17 protein-coding genes and 1 riboswitch are annotated in these 18544 nt (G+C 66.9%); of the genes, 2 read left to right on the top strand and 15 right to left on the bottom strand.

Annotated elements, in window-relative coordinates:
- Window positions 1–105 precede the first annotated feature (105 nt).
- Window positions 106–2295, top strand: a complete 2190-nt coding sequence (locus ACODSU_RS20820) for a type IV pilus assembly protein FimV (protein WP_488844454.1) — start codon at window positions 106–108, stop codon at window positions 2293–2295.
- 98 nt (window positions 2296–2393) lie between these two features.
- Here ACODSU_RS20820 and ACODSU_RS20815 read toward each other — a convergent pair whose 3' ends face one another.
- From ACODSU_RS20815 to thiO, 4 genes are all read right to left on the bottom strand, one after another.
- A complete protein-coding gene (locus tag ACODSU_RS20815; RefSeq protein WP_488844452.1) occupies window positions 2394–3290 on the bottom strand; it encodes a thiamine phosphate synthase in 897 nt (298 codons plus the stop codon).
- Entirely contained in the window at window positions 3283–4092 is an 810-nt protein-coding gene (locus ACODSU_RS20810) for a thiazole synthase (protein ID WP_488844450.1), read from the bottom strand. Before ACODSU_RS20810 ends, ACODSU_RS20815 begins: the two co-directional genes overlap by 8 nt.
- A gap of 78 nt (window positions 4093–4170) precedes the next feature.
- The gene (gene thiS / locus ACODSU_RS20805) at window positions 4171–4368 is read right to left on the bottom strand and encodes a sulfur carrier protein ThiS (RefSeq protein WP_110958973.1); all 198 of its coding nucleotides are present in this window, start codon (window positions 4366–4368) and stop codon (window positions 4171–4173) included.
- A complete protein-coding gene (gene thiO / locus ACODSU_RS20800) occupies window positions 4365–5498 on the bottom strand; it encodes a glycine oxidase ThiO (protein WP_488844448.1) in 1134 nt (377 codons plus the stop codon). Before thiO ends, thiS begins: the two co-directional genes overlap by 4 nt.
- 279 nt (window positions 5499–5777) lie before the next feature.
- On the opposite strand from thiO, the gene thiD reads away from it, so the two are divergent.
- A complete protein-coding gene (gene thiD, locus ACODSU_RS20795; RefSeq protein WP_488844446.1) occupies window positions 5778–6641 on the top strand; it encodes a bifunctional hydroxymethylpyrimidine kinase/phosphomethylpyrimidine kinase in 864 nt (287 codons plus the stop codon).
- An 83-nt stretch (window positions 6642–6724) separates the two neighbouring features.
- Here the strand turns inward: thiD and ACODSU_RS20790 are convergent, their stop codons facing one another.
- The 11 genes from ACODSU_RS20790 to ACODSU_RS20740 all read right to left on the bottom strand — a co-directional run bounded on the left by ACODSU_RS20790 (window position 6725) and on the right by ACODSU_RS20740 (window position 18466).
- Window positions 6725–8005: a purine-cytosine permease family protein gene (locus ACODSU_RS20790; protein WP_488844444.1), complete on the bottom strand. Its 1281-nt coding sequence runs from the start codon at window positions 8003–8005 to the stop codon at window positions 6725–6727.
- 69 nt (window positions 8006–8074) lie between these two features.
- Window positions 8075–8179, bottom strand: a riboswitch (TPP riboswitch).
- Between the two features lie 55 nt (window positions 8180–8234).
- Complete coding sequence (locus tag ACODSU_RS20785; protein ID WP_488844487.1) at window positions 8235–9275, bottom strand: NAD(P)/FAD-dependent oxidoreductase; 1041 nt, start codon at window positions 9273–9275, stop codon at window positions 8235–8237.
- A 46-nt stretch (window positions 9276–9321) separates the two neighbouring features.
- On the bottom strand, window positions 9322–9651 hold the full coding sequence (gene fdxA, locus ACODSU_RS20780; RefSeq protein WP_008904181.1) for a ferredoxin FdxA: 330 nt from the start codon (window positions 9649–9651) through the stop codon (window positions 9322–9324).
- A 126-nt stretch (window positions 9652–9777) separates the two neighbouring features.
- Window positions 9778–11151: a sulfate adenylyltransferase subunit 1 gene (locus tag ACODSU_RS20775; RefSeq protein ID WP_488844442.1), complete on the bottom strand. Its 1374-nt coding sequence runs from the start codon at window positions 11149–11151 to the stop codon at window positions 9778–9780.
- Window positions 11151–12104 carry a sulfate adenylyltransferase subunit CysD gene (gene cysD / locus ACODSU_RS20770; protein WP_099729969.1) on the bottom strand — a complete coding sequence of 318 codons (954 nt, stop codon included), beginning with the start codon at window positions 12102–12104 and terminating at the stop codon, window positions 11151–11153. Before cysD ends, ACODSU_RS20775 begins: the two co-directional genes overlap by 1 nt.
- A gap of 14 nt (window positions 12105–12118) precedes the next feature.
- Window positions 12119–12742 (bottom strand): phosphoadenosine phosphosulfate reductase domain-containing protein, encoded by a 624-nt coding sequence (locus tag ACODSU_RS20765; protein WP_488844439.1) that lies wholly within the window; start codon window positions 12740–12742, stop codon window positions 12119–12121.
- 50 nt (window positions 12743–12792) lie between these two features.
- Window positions 12793–13179, bottom strand: a complete 387-nt coding sequence (locus ACODSU_RS20760) for a DUF934 domain-containing protein (RefSeq protein ID WP_488844485.1) — start codon at window positions 13177–13179, stop codon at window positions 12793–12795.
- Window positions 13180–13222: 43 nt separating this feature from the next.
- Complete coding sequence (locus ACODSU_RS20755) at window positions 13223–15007, bottom strand: nitrite/sulfite reductase (RefSeq protein ID WP_488844437.1); 1785 nt, start codon at window positions 15005–15007, stop codon at window positions 13223–13225.
- A gap of 7 nt (window positions 15008–15014) precedes the next feature.
- On the bottom strand, window positions 15015–15818 hold the full coding sequence (locus ACODSU_RS20750) for a sulfite exporter TauE/SafE family protein (RefSeq protein WP_488844435.1): 804 nt from the start codon (window positions 15816–15818) through the stop codon (window positions 15015–15017).
- Window positions 15819–15933: 115 nt separating this feature from the next.
- Window positions 15934–17895 (bottom strand): bifunctional tRNA (5-methylaminomethyl-2-thiouridine)(34)-methyltransferase MnmC2/FAD-dependent 5-carboxymethylaminomethyl-2-thiouridine(34) oxidoreductase MnmC1, encoded by a 1962-nt coding sequence (gene mnmC, locus ACODSU_RS20745; RefSeq protein WP_488844433.1) that lies wholly within the window; start codon window positions 17893–17895, stop codon window positions 15934–15936.
- Window positions 17896–18193: 298 nt separating this feature from the next.
- Window positions 18194–18466 carry an oxidative damage protection protein gene (locus ACODSU_RS20740; protein ID WP_010461281.1) on the bottom strand — a complete coding sequence of 91 codons (273 nt, stop codon included), beginning with the start codon at window positions 18464–18466 and terminating at the stop codon, window positions 18194–18196.
- Window positions 18467–18544 lie beyond the last annotated feature (78 nt).

The following is an 18544-nucleotide window of genomic DNA, read 5'->3' as shown; positions in this document are numbered from 1 at the left end:
GCGGCATTATGGCTCTGGCCTTATCTGGGACTTATGTGCAAGAATCCTTCGGACCGAAAAACAGAATTGATTGTGAAAATCCGTAACACCATTTTTGGACCGGGATTGTGGGCGCTTGCAGCCGGTGCTTCGGCGCTGTCCCTGGGCAATGGTAGTGGTACGGTGGTGTTGGGCTCCCCGGTCGATCTCTCGTTCGAGTTGCAGCCCGACCCTGGCACCGATGTCGCGTCGTCCTGCGTCACGGCCAAGCTGGTGGCCGGCGACAACGCCATCAGCGACAGCAAGGTGCGCGTGATCCCATTGCCCGAGGTGCGTGGGCGTCCGTCGGGCGTTCGCGTGCTGGCCTCGGTATCGCTGGATGAACCTGTGCTGACCGTCACCCTGTCTGCAGGGTGCAATGGCAAGACCACGCGCAGCTACACCTTCCTTTCGGACTTGCCGACCACCGTGACCCGATCTGCCTCCGCGTCGCCGGTGGATGTGACGCGGCTTCCCTCCGCCGCCACCCGCACAGGCGCGGAGTCACAGAGTTCTCCTGCCGTGGGTGGTGGCAGTTCCGCCGCATCTGCAGCAGCCACCAGCATGGCGCAGGCTACCCGGCCCAGCGACAAGGCGGCGGCACCGGCAAGGACTGTGCGTCCGCAGTCGGCGGACCGCAGCGCGCCAGGGGCTGCAACCGCCCCACGGCCTTCAGCGCGCGTAGGCGCGGCGGCTCCCGGTAAATCAGCGGTAGGTGCTGCACCGGCCGTGCGTTCCCGTCTGGTGGTGGAGCCGCTGGACACCTGGCTGGACAGCCCGGTGGCACTGCGCTCCACCAGGCAACTGCCCACTGCGCCGTCCGAGGAAACATCGGCTTTGCGAGCCCAGGCCGCTGCGTTGTGGAAGTCGCTGAACACCGCGCCCGAAGATCTGCAAAAGGACAGCGAACGGCTCAAGGCCCTGGAAACAGACACAGCCGCGCTGCGTGCACAGGCCGCCAAGGACCGCGCCACGGCCGGTCAGTTGCAGCAGCAGCTGGAGCTGATGGAGCAGGAGCGGTTCCCTGCAACAGTGGTGTATGCCCTCGGAGGCCTCTTGGCCCTGGCGCTGCTGGGTGTGGCATGGATGTGGTCGCGGATGCGCAGCGCGTCGGACAAGGCGGTGCGGTCATGGCGCGATTCCGTGGCCCTGGGCGCGCGCGCCGAGGCCACATCGGCCCATGACGAGGCGCTGGGTCTGACGCCCCATCCTGGCGATACCTGGCTGCCGTCAGAAACCCAGCCCCACGCTGTCGCTGCCGGCCCCGAGCCTGGTGCAAGCCCCCTGGGCAAAGCCGCCCCGGTGGCGGTGGAGCCACGCTTTGTGGCAACCAGCCCAGCGGCCAGTGCGCCTGCCCCGTTGCAGGCCAAGGCTGCTGCCCCGTCCCCGGCGCCCTCCGTGGCAGCCCACATCGTCAACCCTGAAGAGCTGTTTGACATTCAGCAGCAGGCCGAATTCTTTGTCTCGGTGGGCGAGCACCAGCAGGCCATCGAGGTGCTGAAGCACCACATCGCCGAGCACCGCGAGACCTCGCCGCTGGCCTACCTGGAGCTGTTGCGGCTGTATCACACCCTCAGCCGTGTGGACGAGTTTGCGCAGTTGCGCAGCCAGTTCATGCAGTTCTTCAACGCACAGGTGCCGGAGTTTGCGGGCTTTCACCGCACAGGCCGCATGCTGTACCACTACACCGACGCGCTGGCCGAGATCGAGGCCGAGTGGACAACGCCTGCGGTGCTGGGCTTGCTGGAGAAATTCCTGTTCCGTCGTTCGGGCGCCGAAGCGGTGGAGCCGTTTGATCTGGCAGCTTATGACGATCTGCTGCTGCTCTTGGCGGTGGCGCAGACCACGCCTGCCAGTGCACGGGGTGCGCCGCCGCCTCGCAAGCGGACGACCCCGCTCGCACCTCCCCGGTCTGAAACGCTGGTCGCTCCCTCGGGTCCTGCCCCCGCTGCGGCGGCGCTGCACGACGACTTGCCGCTCGATTCGCTGGCCGCCAGTCTGGAGTTCGAATTTGCGATGAAGGCCCAGCAGGAGCCGGCACCTGCGCCCGCTCCGGTTGCGCCCTCCAGGCCCTCAGCGTCTGTGGGCGAGGACTCGCGGGGCATTCCACTGGATCTGGATCTGTCGGACCCTCCCCACCTTACGCTGAGCGATCTGCCTCCGGTGCCCGTGACGGCGCCGCCACCCGCAGGCCAGCCGGTCGGCTTTGGCATGGAGAACGATCTCATGGAGCTTCGCCTTGAGCTGGAACAGATGAAAAAGCCTGACCGCAAATAGCGGGTTGCCGTCCCATCGACCGCCCCGGCGGTGGTCAAGCGGCGCGGCAATTGCTGCAGCCCCAGCCGCTGCGCTGGAGCCATTCAGCCATCACCGCATCACTGCATCAGGGCCATCAGCGCTGCTGCCGATGCTTCAGGGTCTGGTGCGTTGACCAAGGCCCGCACCACCGCCACGGAACCCACGCCAGTGGCCAGCACCGTGGGGAACTGCTCGGCGCTGATCCCACCAATCGCCACCTGCGGGTAGTGCCGCATCAGCCGCGCATACACCCCCAGCTTGCCCACGCCTTGGGGTGCGGTGGCCATCTTTTTCAGGGTCGTAGGGAACACGGCACCCATCGCGATATAGCTGGGCCCCACGGCGTCGGCACGAACCATTTCGGCATACCCATGGGTGCTCACGCCCAGGCGCAGGCCGGAGCGGTGGAGCGTCTGCAGCTCGTCGGCGGTGAGTGCGTCCAGGTCTTCCTGGCCCAGGTGGATGCCGTAGGCGCCCGCATCGATGGCATCCCGCCAGTGGTCGTTGATGAACAACAGCGCGCCCGTACCTTGCACTGCCTCGACGGCGGCCTGGACTTCGGCCCGGATGGCGCGGGCGTCGTCCGATTTGAAGCGCAACTGCACCGTGGGCACTCCGGCGCGTGCCATGCGGCCCACCCACTGGGCGTCAGGCAGTACGGCATACAGGCCCAGGCGCTCGGGGCACGCGGCAAACTGCTGGGCGCGTGGAAGGCGCTGCAGGCCAAAGTCCTGGGGTTCGTCGGGCCACTGCTCGGGCTGTGCGCTGCCGGTGCGCAGCGCGCGCGCCTGCCAGGCGCGGGCCAGGCATTCGGCGTCGTGGGCAATGAAACCCAGCTGGCTGCAGGCCTGAAGCGCGGCCAGGTAGACAGGGTCCTGCGACGTGGGTGTGGGCACGGGCTCGGGCGCAAACCCTGCAAAGGTGGCCGCGTGGCGGCTCAGGATGGCGTTCGCCAGGGCGGTGGTGTCATGCATGGGCGTGGTGCCAGAAAGGGGTGCCCAGCACGGGGGTGCTGGGCTGGGCGGCGTCTTGTGCGGCCATGGCACCCGCCAGGCGGGCTGCACGCCCGGCGCTCACGGCATCGGCGAAGGCGCCAGCCATGGCCACCGGGTCTTGGGCCAGGGCCACGGCGGTGTTCAGCAGCACGCCGTCATAGCCCCATTCCATGACCTGGCAGGCGTGCGAGGGCAGGCCCAGCCCGGCATCGACCAGCATGGGCACATTCAGGCGCTCGCGCAGTGTCTGCAGCGCGTAGGGGTTAACCGGGCCGCGCCCGGTGCCGATGGGGGCGGCCCAGGGCATCACGGCCTGGCAGCCCACATCGACCAAGCGCTGACACAGCACCAGGTCTTCGGTGCAGTAGGGCAGCACCTGAAAGCCTTCCTTGACGAGGTGCTCGGCCACGCTCACCAGGTTCAGCGTGTCGGGCTGCAGGGTGTAGTCGTCGCCGATCAGCTCCAGCTTGATCCACGGGGTGCTGAACACCTCGCGCGCCATCTGCGCGGTGGTGATGGCCTCTTGCGCGCTGTGGCAGCCGGCGGTGTTGGGCAGCACGGGCACGTTGAGCTTGCGCAGCAGCTCCCAGAAGCTGCTGCCGCTCTCGGCCGGGTTGCTGCCCTGGCGGCGCAGCGAGGCCGTGACCATGGCGGGCCGGGCGCGCAGCACGGCGGCTTCGAGCACGGCGGGCGAGGGGTAGCGCGAGGTGCCCAGCAGCAGGCGGCTGGCGAACGTCTGGCCGTACAGCACCAGCGGGTCTTGGGGCGTCGGAGTGGTCATTGGATTACTATGATTTTGATAGCTGTTGGCGCATGCTTTGTATGCACTAGCAGCCATTTTGATTGAGTTCCTGTTACCTCAGCCGCCGGTGACCGGCGAGATGATCTCCACCCGGTCGCCAGACTGCAACGCATGGGCGGCGTAGCGGGTGTTGGGCACAAAGGTGGTGTTCACGGCCACGGCAAACGGGGGGCGCGCTTCGATGGCGGCCACAGCATCGGCCACGGTGGCGCCTTCGGGCAGTTCGTGCGGGACTTGGTTGATCGAGATGTTCATGCAAATGCGGGGGCGGCAACGCCGGTCGGGGCGGGTGCGGTGGGCTCCAGTTCCAGCCGGAGGTCAAAACGTTCGGACAGGGTCGATTGTCCCGTGTTCAGCACCTCCAGGGTCACGTCCAGCATGGCGGGCGAGATCATGAAGCCGTGGCGGTACAGGCCGTTGATCTCCAGCACGCCCCGGCGGGTCTGGCGGATGGCGGGCAGGTTATCGGGCAGCGTGGGGCGGCACTGCGTGGCCAGTTCCAGAATCCGCCCTTCGCCAAAGCCGGGGTGCACGGCGTAGGCGGCGCTCAGCAGCTCCAGGGTGGAGCGCACGCTCGCAGGGGAGCGGTCGTCGGACTCGATCTCGGTCGCGCCGATGACGAACAGATGGTCTTCCTTGGGCGCGATGTAAATGGGGTAGCGGGGGTGCACCAGTCGGGTGGGGCGCTGCAGCGTCACGTCGGGTGCGTGGATGCGCGCCACTTCACCGCGCACGCCGCGCAGCGCGCTCCACTCGCCCCTGGCGCCCAGGCCCCGGCAGTCCAGCACTCGGTCGGGCTGTCCGGGTGCGCCGGGCGTGAAAGCATCGGGCGACTGGGGCGTGTGCCAGTGCGCCCGCACTCCCAGGCGCTCCATTTCCACCACCAGGGCGGCCAGCAACTGGCGGTTGTCCAGCTGGCCCTCGCCGGGCAGGTACAGGCCCTGGTTGAAGCGGTGCGCAAGGGCAGGCTCCACCTGCTCCAGGGCGCCGCTGTCGAGCTTTTGCAGGGCGGGCAGCTCGGGCAGGCTGCGCTGGTTGTTTTCCAGCTGGCGGGTGAAGCGCTGGGCTTCGGCCACGTCCTGGCGGTGCCACACGATCAGCGTGCCAGCCTGCTGAAAAAAAACGGGTTCTGACAGGGCTGCCAGCAGCTCGGGCCAGCGGGTCAGCGCGTGATGGCCCATGCGGACCACGCCGGGTTCGGTGATCGCGGACTCTGCCAGCGGGGCCAGCATGGCCGCAGCCACCGTAGCCGCCGAGTTCTCGGCGGCGGTGCCGCCCGCGTCATAGATGTCCACGCGATGCCCCTGGCGCGCCAGCTCCACGGCCAGCAGACGGCCCATCAGGCCTGCGCCCAGGATGGCAAAGGAAGAAGGTTGAAGTGACATAGATCCGTCAGTGTGTCCGTGGTGTGGCAAGCGGCCATGGACAAAACGGGGTCACCGTTGATGGAAACTCCCCACGCCAGCATGACCTGGATCGGGTAGCGGGGCTCCTGCTGCGGTCGCAGTGCACAGGGTTCTGTACAGGCCCCAGGGTATTTCTCAGTCGCACGCCCAAGAACAGCATCTTGATGGCAGGACACCCCTGTTTCGTCCGGAAAATGAATTACAGCACATCCCCCATGTGCCCCGTTTTGACGTGGCGCATAGGCCATAATTTTTGCCATGATTTCACCGACGACCTCCTTGCCCTCGACGGGCCACCGCTACGCACGCGTGCTCTCCATCGCAGGGTCTGACAGCGGCGGCGGCGCGGGCATCCAGGCCGACCTCAAGACCTTCAGTGCGCTGGGCTGCTACGGCATGACGGCCATCACCGCCATCACGGCCCAGAACACCTGCGGGGTGACGGGCATCCACGGCATTCCGCCCGAGATGCTCAAGGCCCAGATCGATGCGGTGGTGCAGGACATTGGCGTGGACGCCGTCAAGATCGGCATGCTGCACTCGCCCGACGTGGTGCATGTGGTGGCAGACGCCATTCGGACCTACCAGCTGCCGCACGTGGTGCTGGACCCGGTGATGGTGGCCACCAGTGGCGACCGGCTGATTGCGCAGGAGACGGTGGCCGTGCTGGTCCGAGAGCTGTTTCCGCTGGCCGAGGTGGTCACGCCCAACCTGGACGAGGCCGGTTGGCTGCTGGGGCGCCGTATCGAAGGCGTGGAGGCGCTGGAGCTGGCCGCGCAAGACCTGCTGCGGCTGGGCGCCCGCGCCGCATTGCTCAAAGGCGGGCACTTGCCGGGCGACTGGGTGGTGGATGTGCTGGCCGTGCAGGGTGGTGCTCAGGGTCACCGGTTGCAGTCACAACGCATTGCCACCCACAACGGGCATGGCACGGGCTGCACCCTGTCGTCTGCGATCGCGGCCCACCTGGCGCTGGGCCTACCGCTGGAGCAGGCCGTGGAGCAGGCACGGGCCTACATCCTGGGGGCCATTGCTGCCGGAGCAAATGTCACCACCGGCCGGGGCCACGGCCCCCTCAACCACGGCTACGCGCCGGTGGCGCAGCGGGTGTTTCAGGCGCTGTAGAGCGATTTTTAGGTGTTTTGAGGCGCAAGCGCTAGTCAACCATGCGCCAAATGCTCATCTTTTAATAGTGTCTTGGCGGCGACTCAGCGTGCCTTCGGCCGTGTCGCCCAGGCCAGCACAAAGCTGAACGCCAGCGCGGGCAGGGCAGAGCCCGCATCAGGCAGCACCTTGGGCGCCAGGTGGTACACCGCGATGCCGGCCAGCCAGATGGCTACGGGCGCCACATTCACCTTGCGCGCTGTCGCCAGCAGGGCGGGTGCATCGGTGCCAAAGGCCAGGCGTCCGAGGATCACGCCAAACAGCGGCACAAACACCGAGCTGAGCAGCAGCAGGAACGGTTCCAGGCTGTGCATGGGCAGCACCAGCGCCAGCCCGGTGCACAGCGCGGCCACCAGCAGGCCCCAGGCGCGCACACCCCAGCGCGGCAGCAGGCTATGGGCCGACACGGCGCCTGAATACGCATCGCCATAGGCGTTGTCCACCTCGTCGATCAGGATCAGCGACAGCGCAATCAGCCCGCCCTGGGCCAGCAGCAGCGCCTGCACCAGGTCCTGGCTGGGCAAGGTCAGTGCCACCAGCACACCCAGGCTGTAGCACCAGATGTTGGCCAGCGCATAGCCCAGCCAAGTGCCGCGCAGTGCAGAGCCACCGTTCTTGCCATGGCGGGCGTAGTCGGCCACCAGTGGCAGCCACGAAATGGGCATGGCGATCACCAGGTCCAGCGCGGGCAGCACGCCCATGCCGCCTTCGCCCTTGCGCGTCCACAGCGCTTCAAAGCCTTGCGTTTGTGCCAGCGACAGAAACTGCCACGATAGCCACAGCAGCGACAACACCACCAGCGGCAGCGCGATGCGCGCAATCAGCTTGCGCACCAGCTGCACCATCGATCCGCTGATCAGCAGCATCACCACGCCGCCCCACAGCAGCGTGGCCAGCACGGGCCAGTGGGCTCCCGCCATGGCGCCCGACTGCTGGCCAATCGCCACGGTGGCGTCACGCATTACCACCAGCTCGAACGTGCCCCAGCCCACCAGCTGCACGATGTTCAGGATGATGGGCAGGCTGGCAAACGTGCGGCCATACACCGCGTGCATCAGCCCCGCACTGGCCAGGCCGCTGTCGCAGCCCAGCTTGGCCACCCAGCCCAGCAGGCCCGCACCCACGATGGAACCGGCCACGATGGCGATCAGGGCCTCTTTGGTACCCAGTGCAGGCATCAGATAAGCACCCACCTGCATGACCAGCAGTCCCACGCCCAGGCTGAACCAGAGCGAGGCATGGTCATGCCACTGGAAGACGCGGCGGTCGGGGGAGACAGGGGCCAGCGCTTCGTTGGCGGCGTGCGTTGCGGGCGATGAGGACATGGAATGGCTCCGTAAGCAGATACAGAGCAGGGGCGGCCCGCCGGTGCGCCCTGACGTCTTCAGAGCCATGCCGTGGCGGACTTGCTTCCCTGCGCGAGGATGATCTCAATCAGGTTCAAAGGGACTCTCTCAGTCGAGGCGGGCGGGCCCACATCGACACCCCTAGCGGTAGCGCTTGCTAAAGCAGCGCGCTGCGGATTGTAGTGGTGTGCGGCCGTCGCGCGCCCAGTCAGGCAGCGGTGGCCGGGGCCACACCCAGCAACTGGTGCAGGCGCGGGCTGGTGGTGGTGTATTGCAGTGCCACCTTGTCGCCCTTGAGCGCTTCGGCCGCGCCAAAGGCGGCCAGCGTGGCCTCGTGGAAGCCACACAGAATGAGCTTGCGCTTGCCGGGGTAGGTGTTGATGTCGCCCACGGCGTAGATCCCGGGCACGCTGGTGCGGAAGGCCTCGGTGTCCACCACTAGCTGTTTGCGATCCATGGCCAAACCCCAGTCCGCAATGGGCCCGAGGCGGGGCGAGATACCCAGCACGGCCACCAGCAGGTCCAGCGCCAGGGCGCGGGTGCTGCCATCGGCGTCCACCACCTGCAAGGCCGTCAGCTGGTCGCCAGCGGTTTCAATGCCGGTGATCTGTGCGGCCTCGACGTGGATGCGGCCCGCATCGCGCAATTGCTGCAGGCGTTGCAGCAGGGCTTCAGGCGCCTGGAACACGTCGCGGCGGTGCAGCAGGCTGACGCGTGCAGCCTGGCCTTGTTCGGCCAGTTCCACGGCGCGGGCCACGGCGGGCTCGTCGCCGCCGTGCACGACCACGTGGCGCCCGGTCACATCCACCGTCGCGGGCAGGCTTTGGTAGTGGACCTGGGTGCCGACAAACCGCTCGATGCCGTCCACCTTGAGCGTGCGCGGCACAAAGGCGCCCACGCCTGCGGCAATGAACACGCTGCGGGCCAGCAGTTGCGCACCTTGCGAGGTTTCGACCAGCAGGCGTCCATCGGCCTGCACGGTGAGTGCGGACACCAGCGCGTTCAGGTGCCACTGGGTCTTGAACGGCGCAATCTGCTGAAGCAGCAAAGCGGCCAGCTCACGCCCTGTGCACACCGGGATGCCCGGGATGTCGTAGATGGGTTTGTCGCCGTACAGCTCGACGCACTGGCCGCCCGCATGGGGCAGGGCGTCGATCAAGTGGGCGGTGATGCCTTGCAGGCCCAGCTGGAAGACCTGGAACAGGCCCACGGGACCTGCGCCGATGACAACGGCGTCGGTCTCGACCACGGTGGGCGCTTGCAAAGTCTCGGTCACCAGTGGGGCGTGCGGCGGGTTACTTGATCAGTTCGTTGACCTTGCCCGGCTTGCCGTTCCACTCGTCGGCGTCGGGCAGTGCGGGCTTGCGCTTGGTGATGCTCTTCCAGCCGTCGGCAAAGGCCAGGTCGGCGTTGAGCTTGATGAAGGCGATCTGGTCGGCCGGCAGGTCTTCTTCGGCAAAGATGGCGTTGGCCGGGCACTCGGGGATGCAGACGGCGCAGTCGATGCATTCGTCAGGATCGATGACGAGCATGTTCGGGCCTTCGCGGAAGCAGTCCACGGGGCACACGTCCACACAATCGGTGTACTTGCACTTGATGCAGTTTTCGGAAACGACGTGGGTCATGACAGGAGTTGTGTGGGTCGGTGAAAACCCTCGATTTTAGAAGCTTTCACCGACCTTTGGTTACAGGGCCCCTTGCTGCGAAGGGGTGTCTCGGGCGTGCGGAGGCTGATCTGGGTCAGTGGCCCATCAGTTGACCAGCACGGCGCCCGCAGTTTTGTGGCTGGCGGTGTCCACCAGGATCAGCGATCCGAGCACGCGGGCCTGGGTGAACGGCGCAGCGGGAATCGCCTCTTGCAGCAGCAGTTCCACATGGCCGATGGCGTTGGGGTCGAGCTGCGTGGCAGCTTCTTCGGCCAGCGTGTTGATGTTGAGCTTGTGCACCACGGCCTTGACCTTGGCCTTGACCCAGCGGTGGCCATGCAGCGCCCAGTACACGCGGCCAGCGACCAGGGGCTCGTCGTCCATCCAGGCGATGGTGGTGCGCAGCTCGCGGCTGGCGGGCCAGGCCGGGGCGGCAGCGGGCGTGTCGCCAAAGTCGTCGTCGGCAACCGGCGCTGCAGCAGCTGTGGGCGCGGCCAGAATCCAGTCACCGCGCGATACGTCCACCTCGCGGTCCAGGATGATCCCGGCGCTGGTGCCTGCGGGCACGTCCTTGGGGCGGCGGGCGTGGTCCAGCACCTGGGCCACGGTGGCCAGCTGGCCGCTGGGGAAGATCTGTACGGCCGTGCCGGGCGCGAAGGTGCCTGCAGCCACACGGCCCCAGAACACGCGGCGGCCTTGGCTGGTGTCTGACGAGGACGAGAACTTTTCGACCCACTGCACCGGGAAGGCCGGTGCCAGTGCTGTGTCGGCGGGGGTGTTGGGCAACTCTTCCAGCACTTGCAGCAGTGTGGGGCCGGTGTAGCCGCACCAGCCGGCGTGGGCATCGACCACGTTCCAGCCCTTCAATGCAGACACGGGCACCGTGGCGCGCACGGTGATGCCAGCGGCCTGGGCAAAGGCTTGCAACGCGCCCTGGATGTGCTTCCAGGCCAGTGCGGGGTCTTCCACGGCGTCGAGCTTGTTCACGGCAAAGACCAGCGAATGCACGCGCAGCAGGTGCACCAGCAGGCTGTGGCGGCGGGTCTGCGGCAGCAGGGCCAGGCTGGGGTTCTTCCAGTCGAGCTTGGTCGCATCGACCAGCACCACGGCGGCGTCGGCGCTGCTGGCAGCCGTCACCATGTTGCGGGTGTACTGCTCGTGGCCGGGCGCGTCGCCAATGATGAACTTGCGCTCTTCGGTGGCGAAGTAGCGGTAGGCCACGTCGATGGTGATGCCCTGTTCGCGCTCGGCGGAAAGGCCGTCGGTCAGCAGGGCCAGGTCGGTCTCACCCTGGCGCTGAACGCCGGCCAGGTGGTCTTGCAGCACGGCCTTGCTGTCCACCAGCAGGCGGCCGATCAGCGTGCTCTTGCCGTCATCGACGGAGCCGCAAGTGATGAACTTGAGGGCGGAAATATGGTCGTTTTGGCCGGTAGCGCCAGTGTTGTTTGTGCTAGTAGCTATTGAATTGATAGCGGTCATCAGAAATACCCGTCCTTCTTGCGCTTCTCCATCGAAGCATCCGATGTCTTGTCGTCCATGCGCGTGGCGCCACGCTCGCTCACGTCGGCGGCCAGTGTCTCGATGACGATCTCGGCCGGGGTGGCTGCGGTGCTTTCCACGGGGGCGGTGCAGGTGATGTCGCCCACAGTGCGGAAGCGCACATCGCGCGTTTCCACCACATCGCCCTCACGCGGCGGGGTCAGCTCGGTCACGGGCATCAGCAGGCCCTTCTTGTCCACCACCTGGCGCTTGTGCGTGTAGTAGATGCTGGGCAGGCCGATCTGCTCGCGGTCGATGTACTGCCACACGTCCAGCTCGGTCCAGTTGCTGATGGGGAACACGCGGAAGTGTTCGCCGGGCTGCAGGCGGGTGTTGAACAGGGTCCACAGCTCGGGGCGCTGGGCCTTGGGCTGCCATTGGCCAAAGCTGTCGCGGTGGCTGAAGATGCGCTCCTTGGCGCGCGCCTTTTCCTCGTCGCGGCGGGCGCCGCCGATCAGCGCGTCGAAGCGGAATTCCTCGATGGCCTCGAGCAGAGTGACCGACTGGTGCACGTTGCGCGACTCGCCGGGGTGGGCCAGGCGCACGGTGCCACGCGCCATCGAATCTTCCACGCTGCGCACGATGAGTTCGGCGCCCAGTTCCTTGGCCCGGAAGTCGCGGAAGTCCGTCACTTCAGGGAAGTTGTGGCCCGTGTCGATCATCAAGAGCGGGTAAGGGATGCGGCCCGCGCCAAAGGCCTTCTCTGCGCACTTGAGCATGACCAGCGAATCCTTGCCGCCCGAAAACAGCAGGGCGGGGCGCTCGAAGGCGGCGGCGACTTCGCGCAGGATGAAGATGGTTTCTTCTTCCAGGGCGTCGAGGTGGGAGTTGTTGAGGTGGTAGCTCATGTTGTTGGTTTTCTCAAGCAGCGCTGAGTCGGTGCGGGCGTTCATCGTCGGACCTGGGGTCAGTGGGCAATGTGCAGGCCACACTCGCGGTTGTCTTCCCCCTTGGTGGGGTCCACGTAGTCGAAGTTGTTGGGCAGGCCGTGTTTCACGCAGTACTCGTGCAGGTCTTTGGACGACCAGTGCAGCAGTGGAGCCACTTTGATGAGGCCGTCGGGGTTGATGCTCACCGGGTCCATCTGCGCGCGCACGGTGGTATCAGTGGCGCGCAGCGCAGTGAACCAGACTTGCGGCGCGGTCTCGCGCAGGGCGCGGGCAAAGGGTTCCAGCTTCACCTCTTCGGTGAAGGCGGCGTGGCGTGGGTCGTCCAGCGCGGGCGTAGGGCCGTCCACCGCTTCGCGGTGGGCGCGCGAGCGCAGGGGCAGGTAGATCTTCAGCTTCAACCCCAGCTGCTGGGTCACTTCGTCGGCAAAGCGGTAGGTGGTTTCGGTGTTGTAGCCGTTGTCCATCCAGACCACGGGCACGTCAGGATTCACCTGCGTGACCATGTGCAGGATCACGGCTTCGAAGGGGCGGAAGTTGGTGGTGACGATGCTGGTCTTGCCCAGGCCCAGGGCCCATTCCACCAGGGCGGGTGCGTTGCGTCCCAGGTCGGTGTTGATGCGTGCGAGATCGATTTGGCTCATGGTGAGGGGACTCGTGTTTTGGTGCAGCGGGCGCGCGGGCAGTGCGCCTGTCAGGCGGCCTGGGCGGCAAACAGGGGTTGGGGGTTCACGGCGTCGCCCTGGTAGAAGCCAGGGAAGCGTTCAAACTGGCGCTGCGCATCGGCAGCGTCCACGCCCTCGCGCAACACAGCGCTGGAAAAACCCGTGCGCTGCATCTGCACCAGCTGGTCGATCAGCACATCGCCGGTGGCGCGGATTTCGCCCTTGAAGCCACGGCGGCGGCGCAGCAGGAAGGCCTGGCTGAACGCGCGGCCGTCGGTGAAGTTGGGGAAGTGCAGGTCCACACGCTCCACGCCGTCAAGCGTGAGGGCCAGGGCGTCGGCATCGTTGGCCAGCGCCACCGCGCGGGCGTCGCCTTCTGCCGGGGGCTGGTGTTCGTGGGATGCGAGAAGTTTCAGGTTCATCATCGTTCCGGGATCGGGGGAGCGGAGTAGCTCGGCTTCAGGCCGTGGCCAGGGTTTCGTCTTTGTGGCGGGCCTGCTTGGCGGCTTCCTTGAAGGGGTCCAGGCCGGTGCGGCGCACGGTGTTCTGGAAGGTCTCTCCGCTTTCGCGCAGGTCGCGGTAGGTGTTCAGCACGGCCTCGATCACGTCCGGCACTTCGGCGGCCGAGAACGAGGGGCCGATCACCTTGCCGGCCACGGCAGCGCCCGACAGGTCGGAACCATCCGAGCCGCCCAGCGTGACCTGGTACCACTCCTTGCCGTCTTTATCGACGCCGAGGATGCCGATGTGGCCGCTGTGGTGGTGGCCGCAGCTGTTGATGCAGCCGCTGATGTGCAGGTCGATCTCGCCAATGTCGTCCAGCTCGTCCAGGTCCTGGTAGCGCTGGGTGATGGCCTCGGCAATCGGCAGCGAGCGGGCGTTGGCCAGCGCGCAGAAGTCGCCGCCGGGGCAAGCGATCATGTCGGTGAGCAACTGCACGTTGGCGCTGGCCAAGCCCAGGGCCTTGGCTTCTTGCCACAGGTCGAACAGACGGCTTGCGTGTACCCAGGGCAGCAGCACGTTCTGGTCGTGGGTCACGCGGGCCTCACCGGCGGAATACTTGTCCACCAGGTCGGCCAAGGCGATGAGCTGGTCGCTGGTGGCGTCGCCGGGCGACTGGCCGGGGCGCTTGAACGACAGCGTCACGGCGCGCAGCTGCGGGTTCCGGTGCGGGTGCACATTGCGCTGCAGCCAGCGGCCAAACATCACGTGCTCTGCGGCCTGGGCGTTGAGCTGTACTTGCAGGGCCTCTGGCGCCACGTCGGCAATGTCAGCCAGCTTCGGTGCCACAAAGCAGGCGGCCACGCGGTCGAACTCGGCCTGCGGGATGGTGTGGGGGCCACCGTCGATCTCCAGAATCTGGCGGTATTCGGCTTCCACATCGTCGATGTACTGCTGGCCTTCAGATTTCACCAGAATCTTGATACGGGCCTTGTACTTGTTGTCGCGGCGGCCGTGCTCGTTGTACACGCGCACGATGGCCTCGATGTAATTCATGATCTGGTTCCAGGGCAGGAACTCACGGATCACGGTGCCAATCACCGGCGTGCGGCCCATGCCACCGCCCACAAACACCTTGAAGCCGATCTCACCCGCATCGTTCTTGACCAGGTGCAGGCCCACGTCGTGCCAACCGGTGGCTGCGCGGTCGTCCTTGGCGCCGGTGATTGCGATCTTGAACTTGCGGGGCAAAAATGCGAACTCGGGGTGCAGCGTGGACCACTGGCGGATCAGCTCCGCATAGGGGCGGGGGTCCACGATCTCGTCCACAGCGATGCCTGCCAGCGCGTCGGTGGTGGTGTTGCGGATGCAGTTGCCGCTGGTCTGGATGCCGTGCAGGTTGACGCTGGCGAGCAGGTCCATCACGTCCGCGCTCTTGGACAGCGGAATCCAGTTGAACTGCACATTGGTGCGGGTGGTGAAGTGGGCGCAGTTCTTGGGCAGGAACGTGGTGCCCAGCTTGCCCTGGCCTTCCATGGCGGCCTTGAAGACGGCGGCTTCGGGCTCGTCATATTCGCGGGCAATCTGCGCCAGCACGCGCAGCTGGCGGCTGGCGATTTCGCCATAAGGCACGGCCACGCGCAGCATGGGGGCGTAGCGCTGCACATACCAGCCGTTTTGCAGGCGCAGGGGGCGGAAGTCGTCCTCGCTCAGCTTGCCCGTCTGCCAGCGCGTGAGCTGGTCACGGAACTGCGCGGCACGCTGTTGCACGAACTGGGTGTCGAAAGCGGTGTATTGGTACATAGGGGACTCAGATCAGAATCAGTTTGAAGCCTGCCCAGGCCAGCAAGAGGGACAAGGCGGAGCGAATCAGGCGCTCAGGCGTGCGGGTGACCAGGCGGGAGCCCAGCCAGATGCCCGGCAGCGAGCCAGCCAGCAATTGTGCAAGCAAAGGCCAGTCCACCGAGCCCAGCGAGGCATGGCCGAGGCCTGCCACCAGGGTCAGCGGAACGGCGTAGGCGATGTCGGCGCCAATGATGCGCGGCAGCGGCAGCAGGGGGTAGACCAGCAGCAGCACCGTGACGCCGATGGCGCCCGCGCCCACGGAGGTGAACGTGACCAGCGTACCGATGACGGCGCCCAGCAGCACGGGCAGGCTCCAGTGGCGGGGGCGGGTGGCGTCGCCGGTATGGGTCCTGCGGGCGGCTGCTTCGGCTGCCTGGCGCTGGGCAGAGAAAACAATGGCCTTGTAGAGCGTGGCTGCCGCCGTGAGCAGCAGGGCAAAACCCAGCGTGGTGGTCATGATGCGCTGGGCGGTGGCGCTGGCCGGGCCCAGGGTGTGCAGCGTCCACAGCGCCAGCAGCGCCGCTGGAATGCTGCCCGCGCACAGCTGGCCCACCACTTTCCAGGGCACCAGGCGCTGGCGCGCCAAGCTGACGGTGCCCCCCATCTTGGTGAAGGCGGCAAACAGCAGATCGGTGCCCACGGCCATGTGGGGTTTGATTCCGAAGAAGAAGATCAGGATCGGCGTCATGAGCGAGCCGCCGCCCACACCGGTCAGGCCTACGATGAGCCCAACGGCAAAGCCCGCAAAAACAAACGCCAATTCATGCATGGCGAGGAATGTAGAGGGCCTTCTTATGGATGCAAACTATTGTTTTGCTTTGCCAATATGTCATTTTGTTTATAAGCAAGGATTGGCGCTGGTTCGTGGGGGCTGCCGCGCCCCGTCACGGCAGTCGCTCGGTGCCCAGCGCCTTGGCCAGCCGTGTGTCGATGGGCAAGGGCTCACCTTGCAGCCGGGCCGCGAGCAGTTCGCCGCACAAGAGCGCCAGCGTGAGCCCGCGTGCGCCCATGGCGGTGCTGGTCCACAGGCCCGGCAGCTGGGCTGCATCCACCGGGCCCACGATGGGCAGGCGGTCGGGGGCGGTGCAGCGCACGGCAGCCCAGGTATGCAGCGCGGAGGGCTCCCCGGCGGCGGGCTGTAGAGCCGGGGCGTTCAGTGCCTGGGCGAACAAGGGTTCCAGCTGGGGGGCGATGCCGGGCAGCAGGCCCTGCAGCTTGGCCCAGTTGGTGGCGTGGGCGGCGTGGATGTCGGCATCGGCCGGCGGCAGGACCTGCACATCGCGCTCGAACGTGGAGCCCATCACCCAGCCCTGGTCGCCATCGGCTTGATCGCCCAGCGGGAACCGGGGCACCAGGTTGCCATTGCCGTTGGCCGGGAACGGAATCCATGGCCGCAGGAGCGCTGCCGGGTCGGCATGTTGGCCCCACGACACCTGCCCGCGCACCGGCTGCAGGGGCCAGCGGTGGTTCAGCAGGGCCAGGCTGCCTGCGCCTGCAGCAATGACCACCGTGGCGGCCTCGGCCAGCACCTGGCCCTGGGCATCGAGCGCCTGCCAGGTGGTGGTTGCGGGGCCGTGGGCAGTGGCGGGTATCTCCACACGCCGCAGCTGGGCCACTGCGCAATTCCCCCGCCAATGAATGCCTGGCTGACCCAGCAAGGCCCTGGCTAGGCGCGCCGGGCGCACCCAGCCCGCCTGGTGGTGCCAGCAGGCGGTCGCGTCAGGCGGCAATTGGGCGGCGGCCAGGGCGGCGGGGGACGCTGGCTCGCTCCAGGCGGCGCCCGGCCCTTGGGGCCAATCGGGCGACACGCCGGGGCTGCCGTCAGTGCGGTGCTCCAGCACGCCGCAATGCGCCCAGTCCAGCCCCTCGTTCAGCAGCCAGCGGGCCTGCTCCAGGGTGGTGCGGATGCCGCTGCGCGACAGGCGCGACAGCACGCTGTCGTCGGGCGACACATGGGGGGCGAACACCCCGGCGGGCAGGGCCGATGCGCCTGCGGCGGGCTCGGGGGCCTGGTCCAGCACCGTGACCTGCCAGCCGCGCTGGGCCAGGCTGGCAGCGGCGGCTGCGCCCGCAATACCGCCACCGATTACGATGCAGGGGCCGCGCGGGGAGGGGGGCGCCGCCGCCTCTGCTTGGCGCGAGGTGCGCGGTTCCCAGCGCGGATTGAAGGTGGCATGCAGGTTGTCGCGCTTGGGTGGCACGCCGGGCACGCGGGTCACTTCAAAACCACATTGCGTTAGCGCATCACGCACAGCGCGGGCGATGGTCCAGGTGGCCAAGCGGGTGCCGCGCCGGCAACAGCGCGCCACGGCCTTCAGGGTGTGCGGGTCCCAGCTGTCGGGGTTGCGCTGGGGACTGAAGCCGTCGAGGTAGACGGAGTCCACCGTCAGGTTCTGCTGGCGCAGCATGGCCTGGGTGTCGCCCACGTACAAGGTGAGCAGCACGCGGCCCTCGTCAAAACGCAGCCGGTGCACGCCCGGCAGCAGGCCCCACCATTGCTGATGGAGTGCTTCGGCCAGCGGCGCCAGCTCGGGGTGGACCGAGGTGGCCCGGAGCAGGTCGGCCGCGCTTATGGGCCAGGCCTCGGTCGATACAAAGTGCAGCAGCGTGGGGCGCTGCGGGTCGGCCCGCCAGGCCGCCCAGGTCACCAGGAAGTTCAGGCCAAAGCCAAAACCGGTTTCCAGAATGCGCCACTGCGGCTGCCCGGCCCAGGCCTCGGGCAGGCCGCAGCCGTGCAGAAATACGCGGCGGGCCTGGGTGAGGCCGCCGTTTTCACTGTGGTAGCGGTCGCCGAAGCGGGGGCTGTAGGGGGTGCCGTCTGGCAGCCACTCGACGGGTTCAGTCATGGGAACGGCAAAAGGCCGGCGTGGCGCCGGCCTGTTGGGAAGGAAAAGCGGCTTTTTACCGCGAACCGCTCCAGGGTGCGTTGCGCTGCGTCACGCACTGGGCGGGACGTAACCCGCAGCAGCGTCCGCACCGCCGCCAAAGAAATGATTTTGGTGAAACCATTTCTTGCAGCGCTGCACTGCGCTTTGCTCCGTTACGCGCTGGGCGGGACGTAGCCCGCTGCGGCATCTGTGCCGCCACCAAAGAAATGGTTTTGGCGAAACCACTTTTTGCAGCGCTGCACTTCGCGTCGCTCCGTTACGCGCTGGGCGGGACGTAGCCCGCTGCGGCGTCTGCGCCGCCACCAAAAAAGTGGTTTTCCATCTGGCGTGCTAGGTACTGGCGGGCGCGCGCATCGGCCAGGTTCAGGCGGTTTTCATTGACCAGCATGGTCTGGTGCTTGAGCCAGCCCGCCCAGGCTTCCTTGCTCACGCTTTCCCAGATGCGTTTGCCCAGCTCGCCGGGGTAGGGCGGAAAGTCGAGGCCTTCGGCTTCCTTGCCGAGCTTGATGCATTGAACGGTGCGTGCCATGGGAATTCCTTGTAGTGGGGGCGAGCGAAAAAAGGCTTCGCTCAGATGATTTGGATATTAAGAACTGAAATCTCAGTA

Source organism: Acidovorax sp. FG48 (assembly GCF_057809085.1).
Note: the sequence above shows the minus strand (reverse complement) of the source record. Positions and strands in the feature narration are given on the sequence as shown.

What these genes read in the sequence shown, in the direction of transcription:
- ACODSU_RS20815 (WP_488844452.1), bottom strand. Translation starts at nt 3,290, where the DNA reads ATGCATGACACCACCGCCCTGGCGAACGCCATCCTGAGCCGCCACGCG.
- ACODSU_RS20810 (WP_488844450.1), bottom strand. Translation starts at nt 4,092, where the DNA reads ATGACCACTCCGACGCCCCAAGACCCGCTGGTGCTGTACGGCCAGACG.
- thiS (WP_110958973.1), bottom strand. Translation starts at nt 4,368, where the DNA reads ATGAACATCTCGATCAACCAAGTCCCGCACGAACTGCCCGAAGGCGCC.
- thiO (WP_488844448.1), bottom strand. Translation starts at nt 5,498, where the DNA reads ATGTCACTTCAACCTTCTTCCTTTGCCATCCTGGGCGCAGGCCTGATG.
- thiD (WP_488844446.1), top strand. Translation starts at nt 5,778, where the DNA reads ATGATTTCACCGACGACCTCCTTGCCCTCGACGGGCCACCGCTACGCA.
- ACODSU_RS20790 (WP_488844444.1), bottom strand. Translation starts at nt 8,005, where the DNA reads ATGTCCTCATCGCCCGCAACGCACGCCGCCAACGAAGCGCTGGCCCCT.
- fdxA (WP_008904181.1), bottom strand. Translation starts at nt 9,651, where the DNA reads ATGACCCACGTCGTTTCCGAAAACTGCATCAAGTGCAAGTACACCGAT.
- ACODSU_RS20775 (WP_488844442.1), bottom strand. Translation starts at nt 11,151, where the DNA reads ATGACCGCTATCAATTCAATAGCTACTAGCACAAACAACACTGGCGCT.
- cysD (WP_099729969.1), bottom strand. Translation starts at nt 12,104, where the DNA reads ATGAACGCCCGCACCGACTCAGCGCTGCTTGAGAAAACCAACAACATG.
- ACODSU_RS20765 (WP_488844439.1), bottom strand. Translation starts at nt 12,742, where the DNA reads ATGAGCCAAATCGATCTCGCACGCATCAACACCGACCTGGGACGCAAC.
- ACODSU_RS20755 (WP_488844437.1), bottom strand. Translation starts at nt 15,007, where the DNA reads ATGTACCAATACACCGCTTTCGACACCCAGTTCGTGCAACAGCGTGCC.
- ACODSU_RS20750 (WP_488844435.1), bottom strand. Translation starts at nt 15,818, where the DNA reads ATGCATGAATTGGCGTTTGTTTTTGCGGGCTTTGCCGTTGGGCTCATC.
- mnmC (WP_488844433.1), bottom strand. Translation starts at nt 17,895, where the DNA reads ATGACTGAACCCGTCGAGTGGCTGCCAGACGGCACCCCCTACAGCCCC.
- ACODSU_RS20740 (WP_010461281.1), bottom strand. Translation starts at nt 18,466, where the DNA reads ATGGCACGCACCGTTCAATGCATCAAGCTCGGCAAGGAAGCCGAAGGC.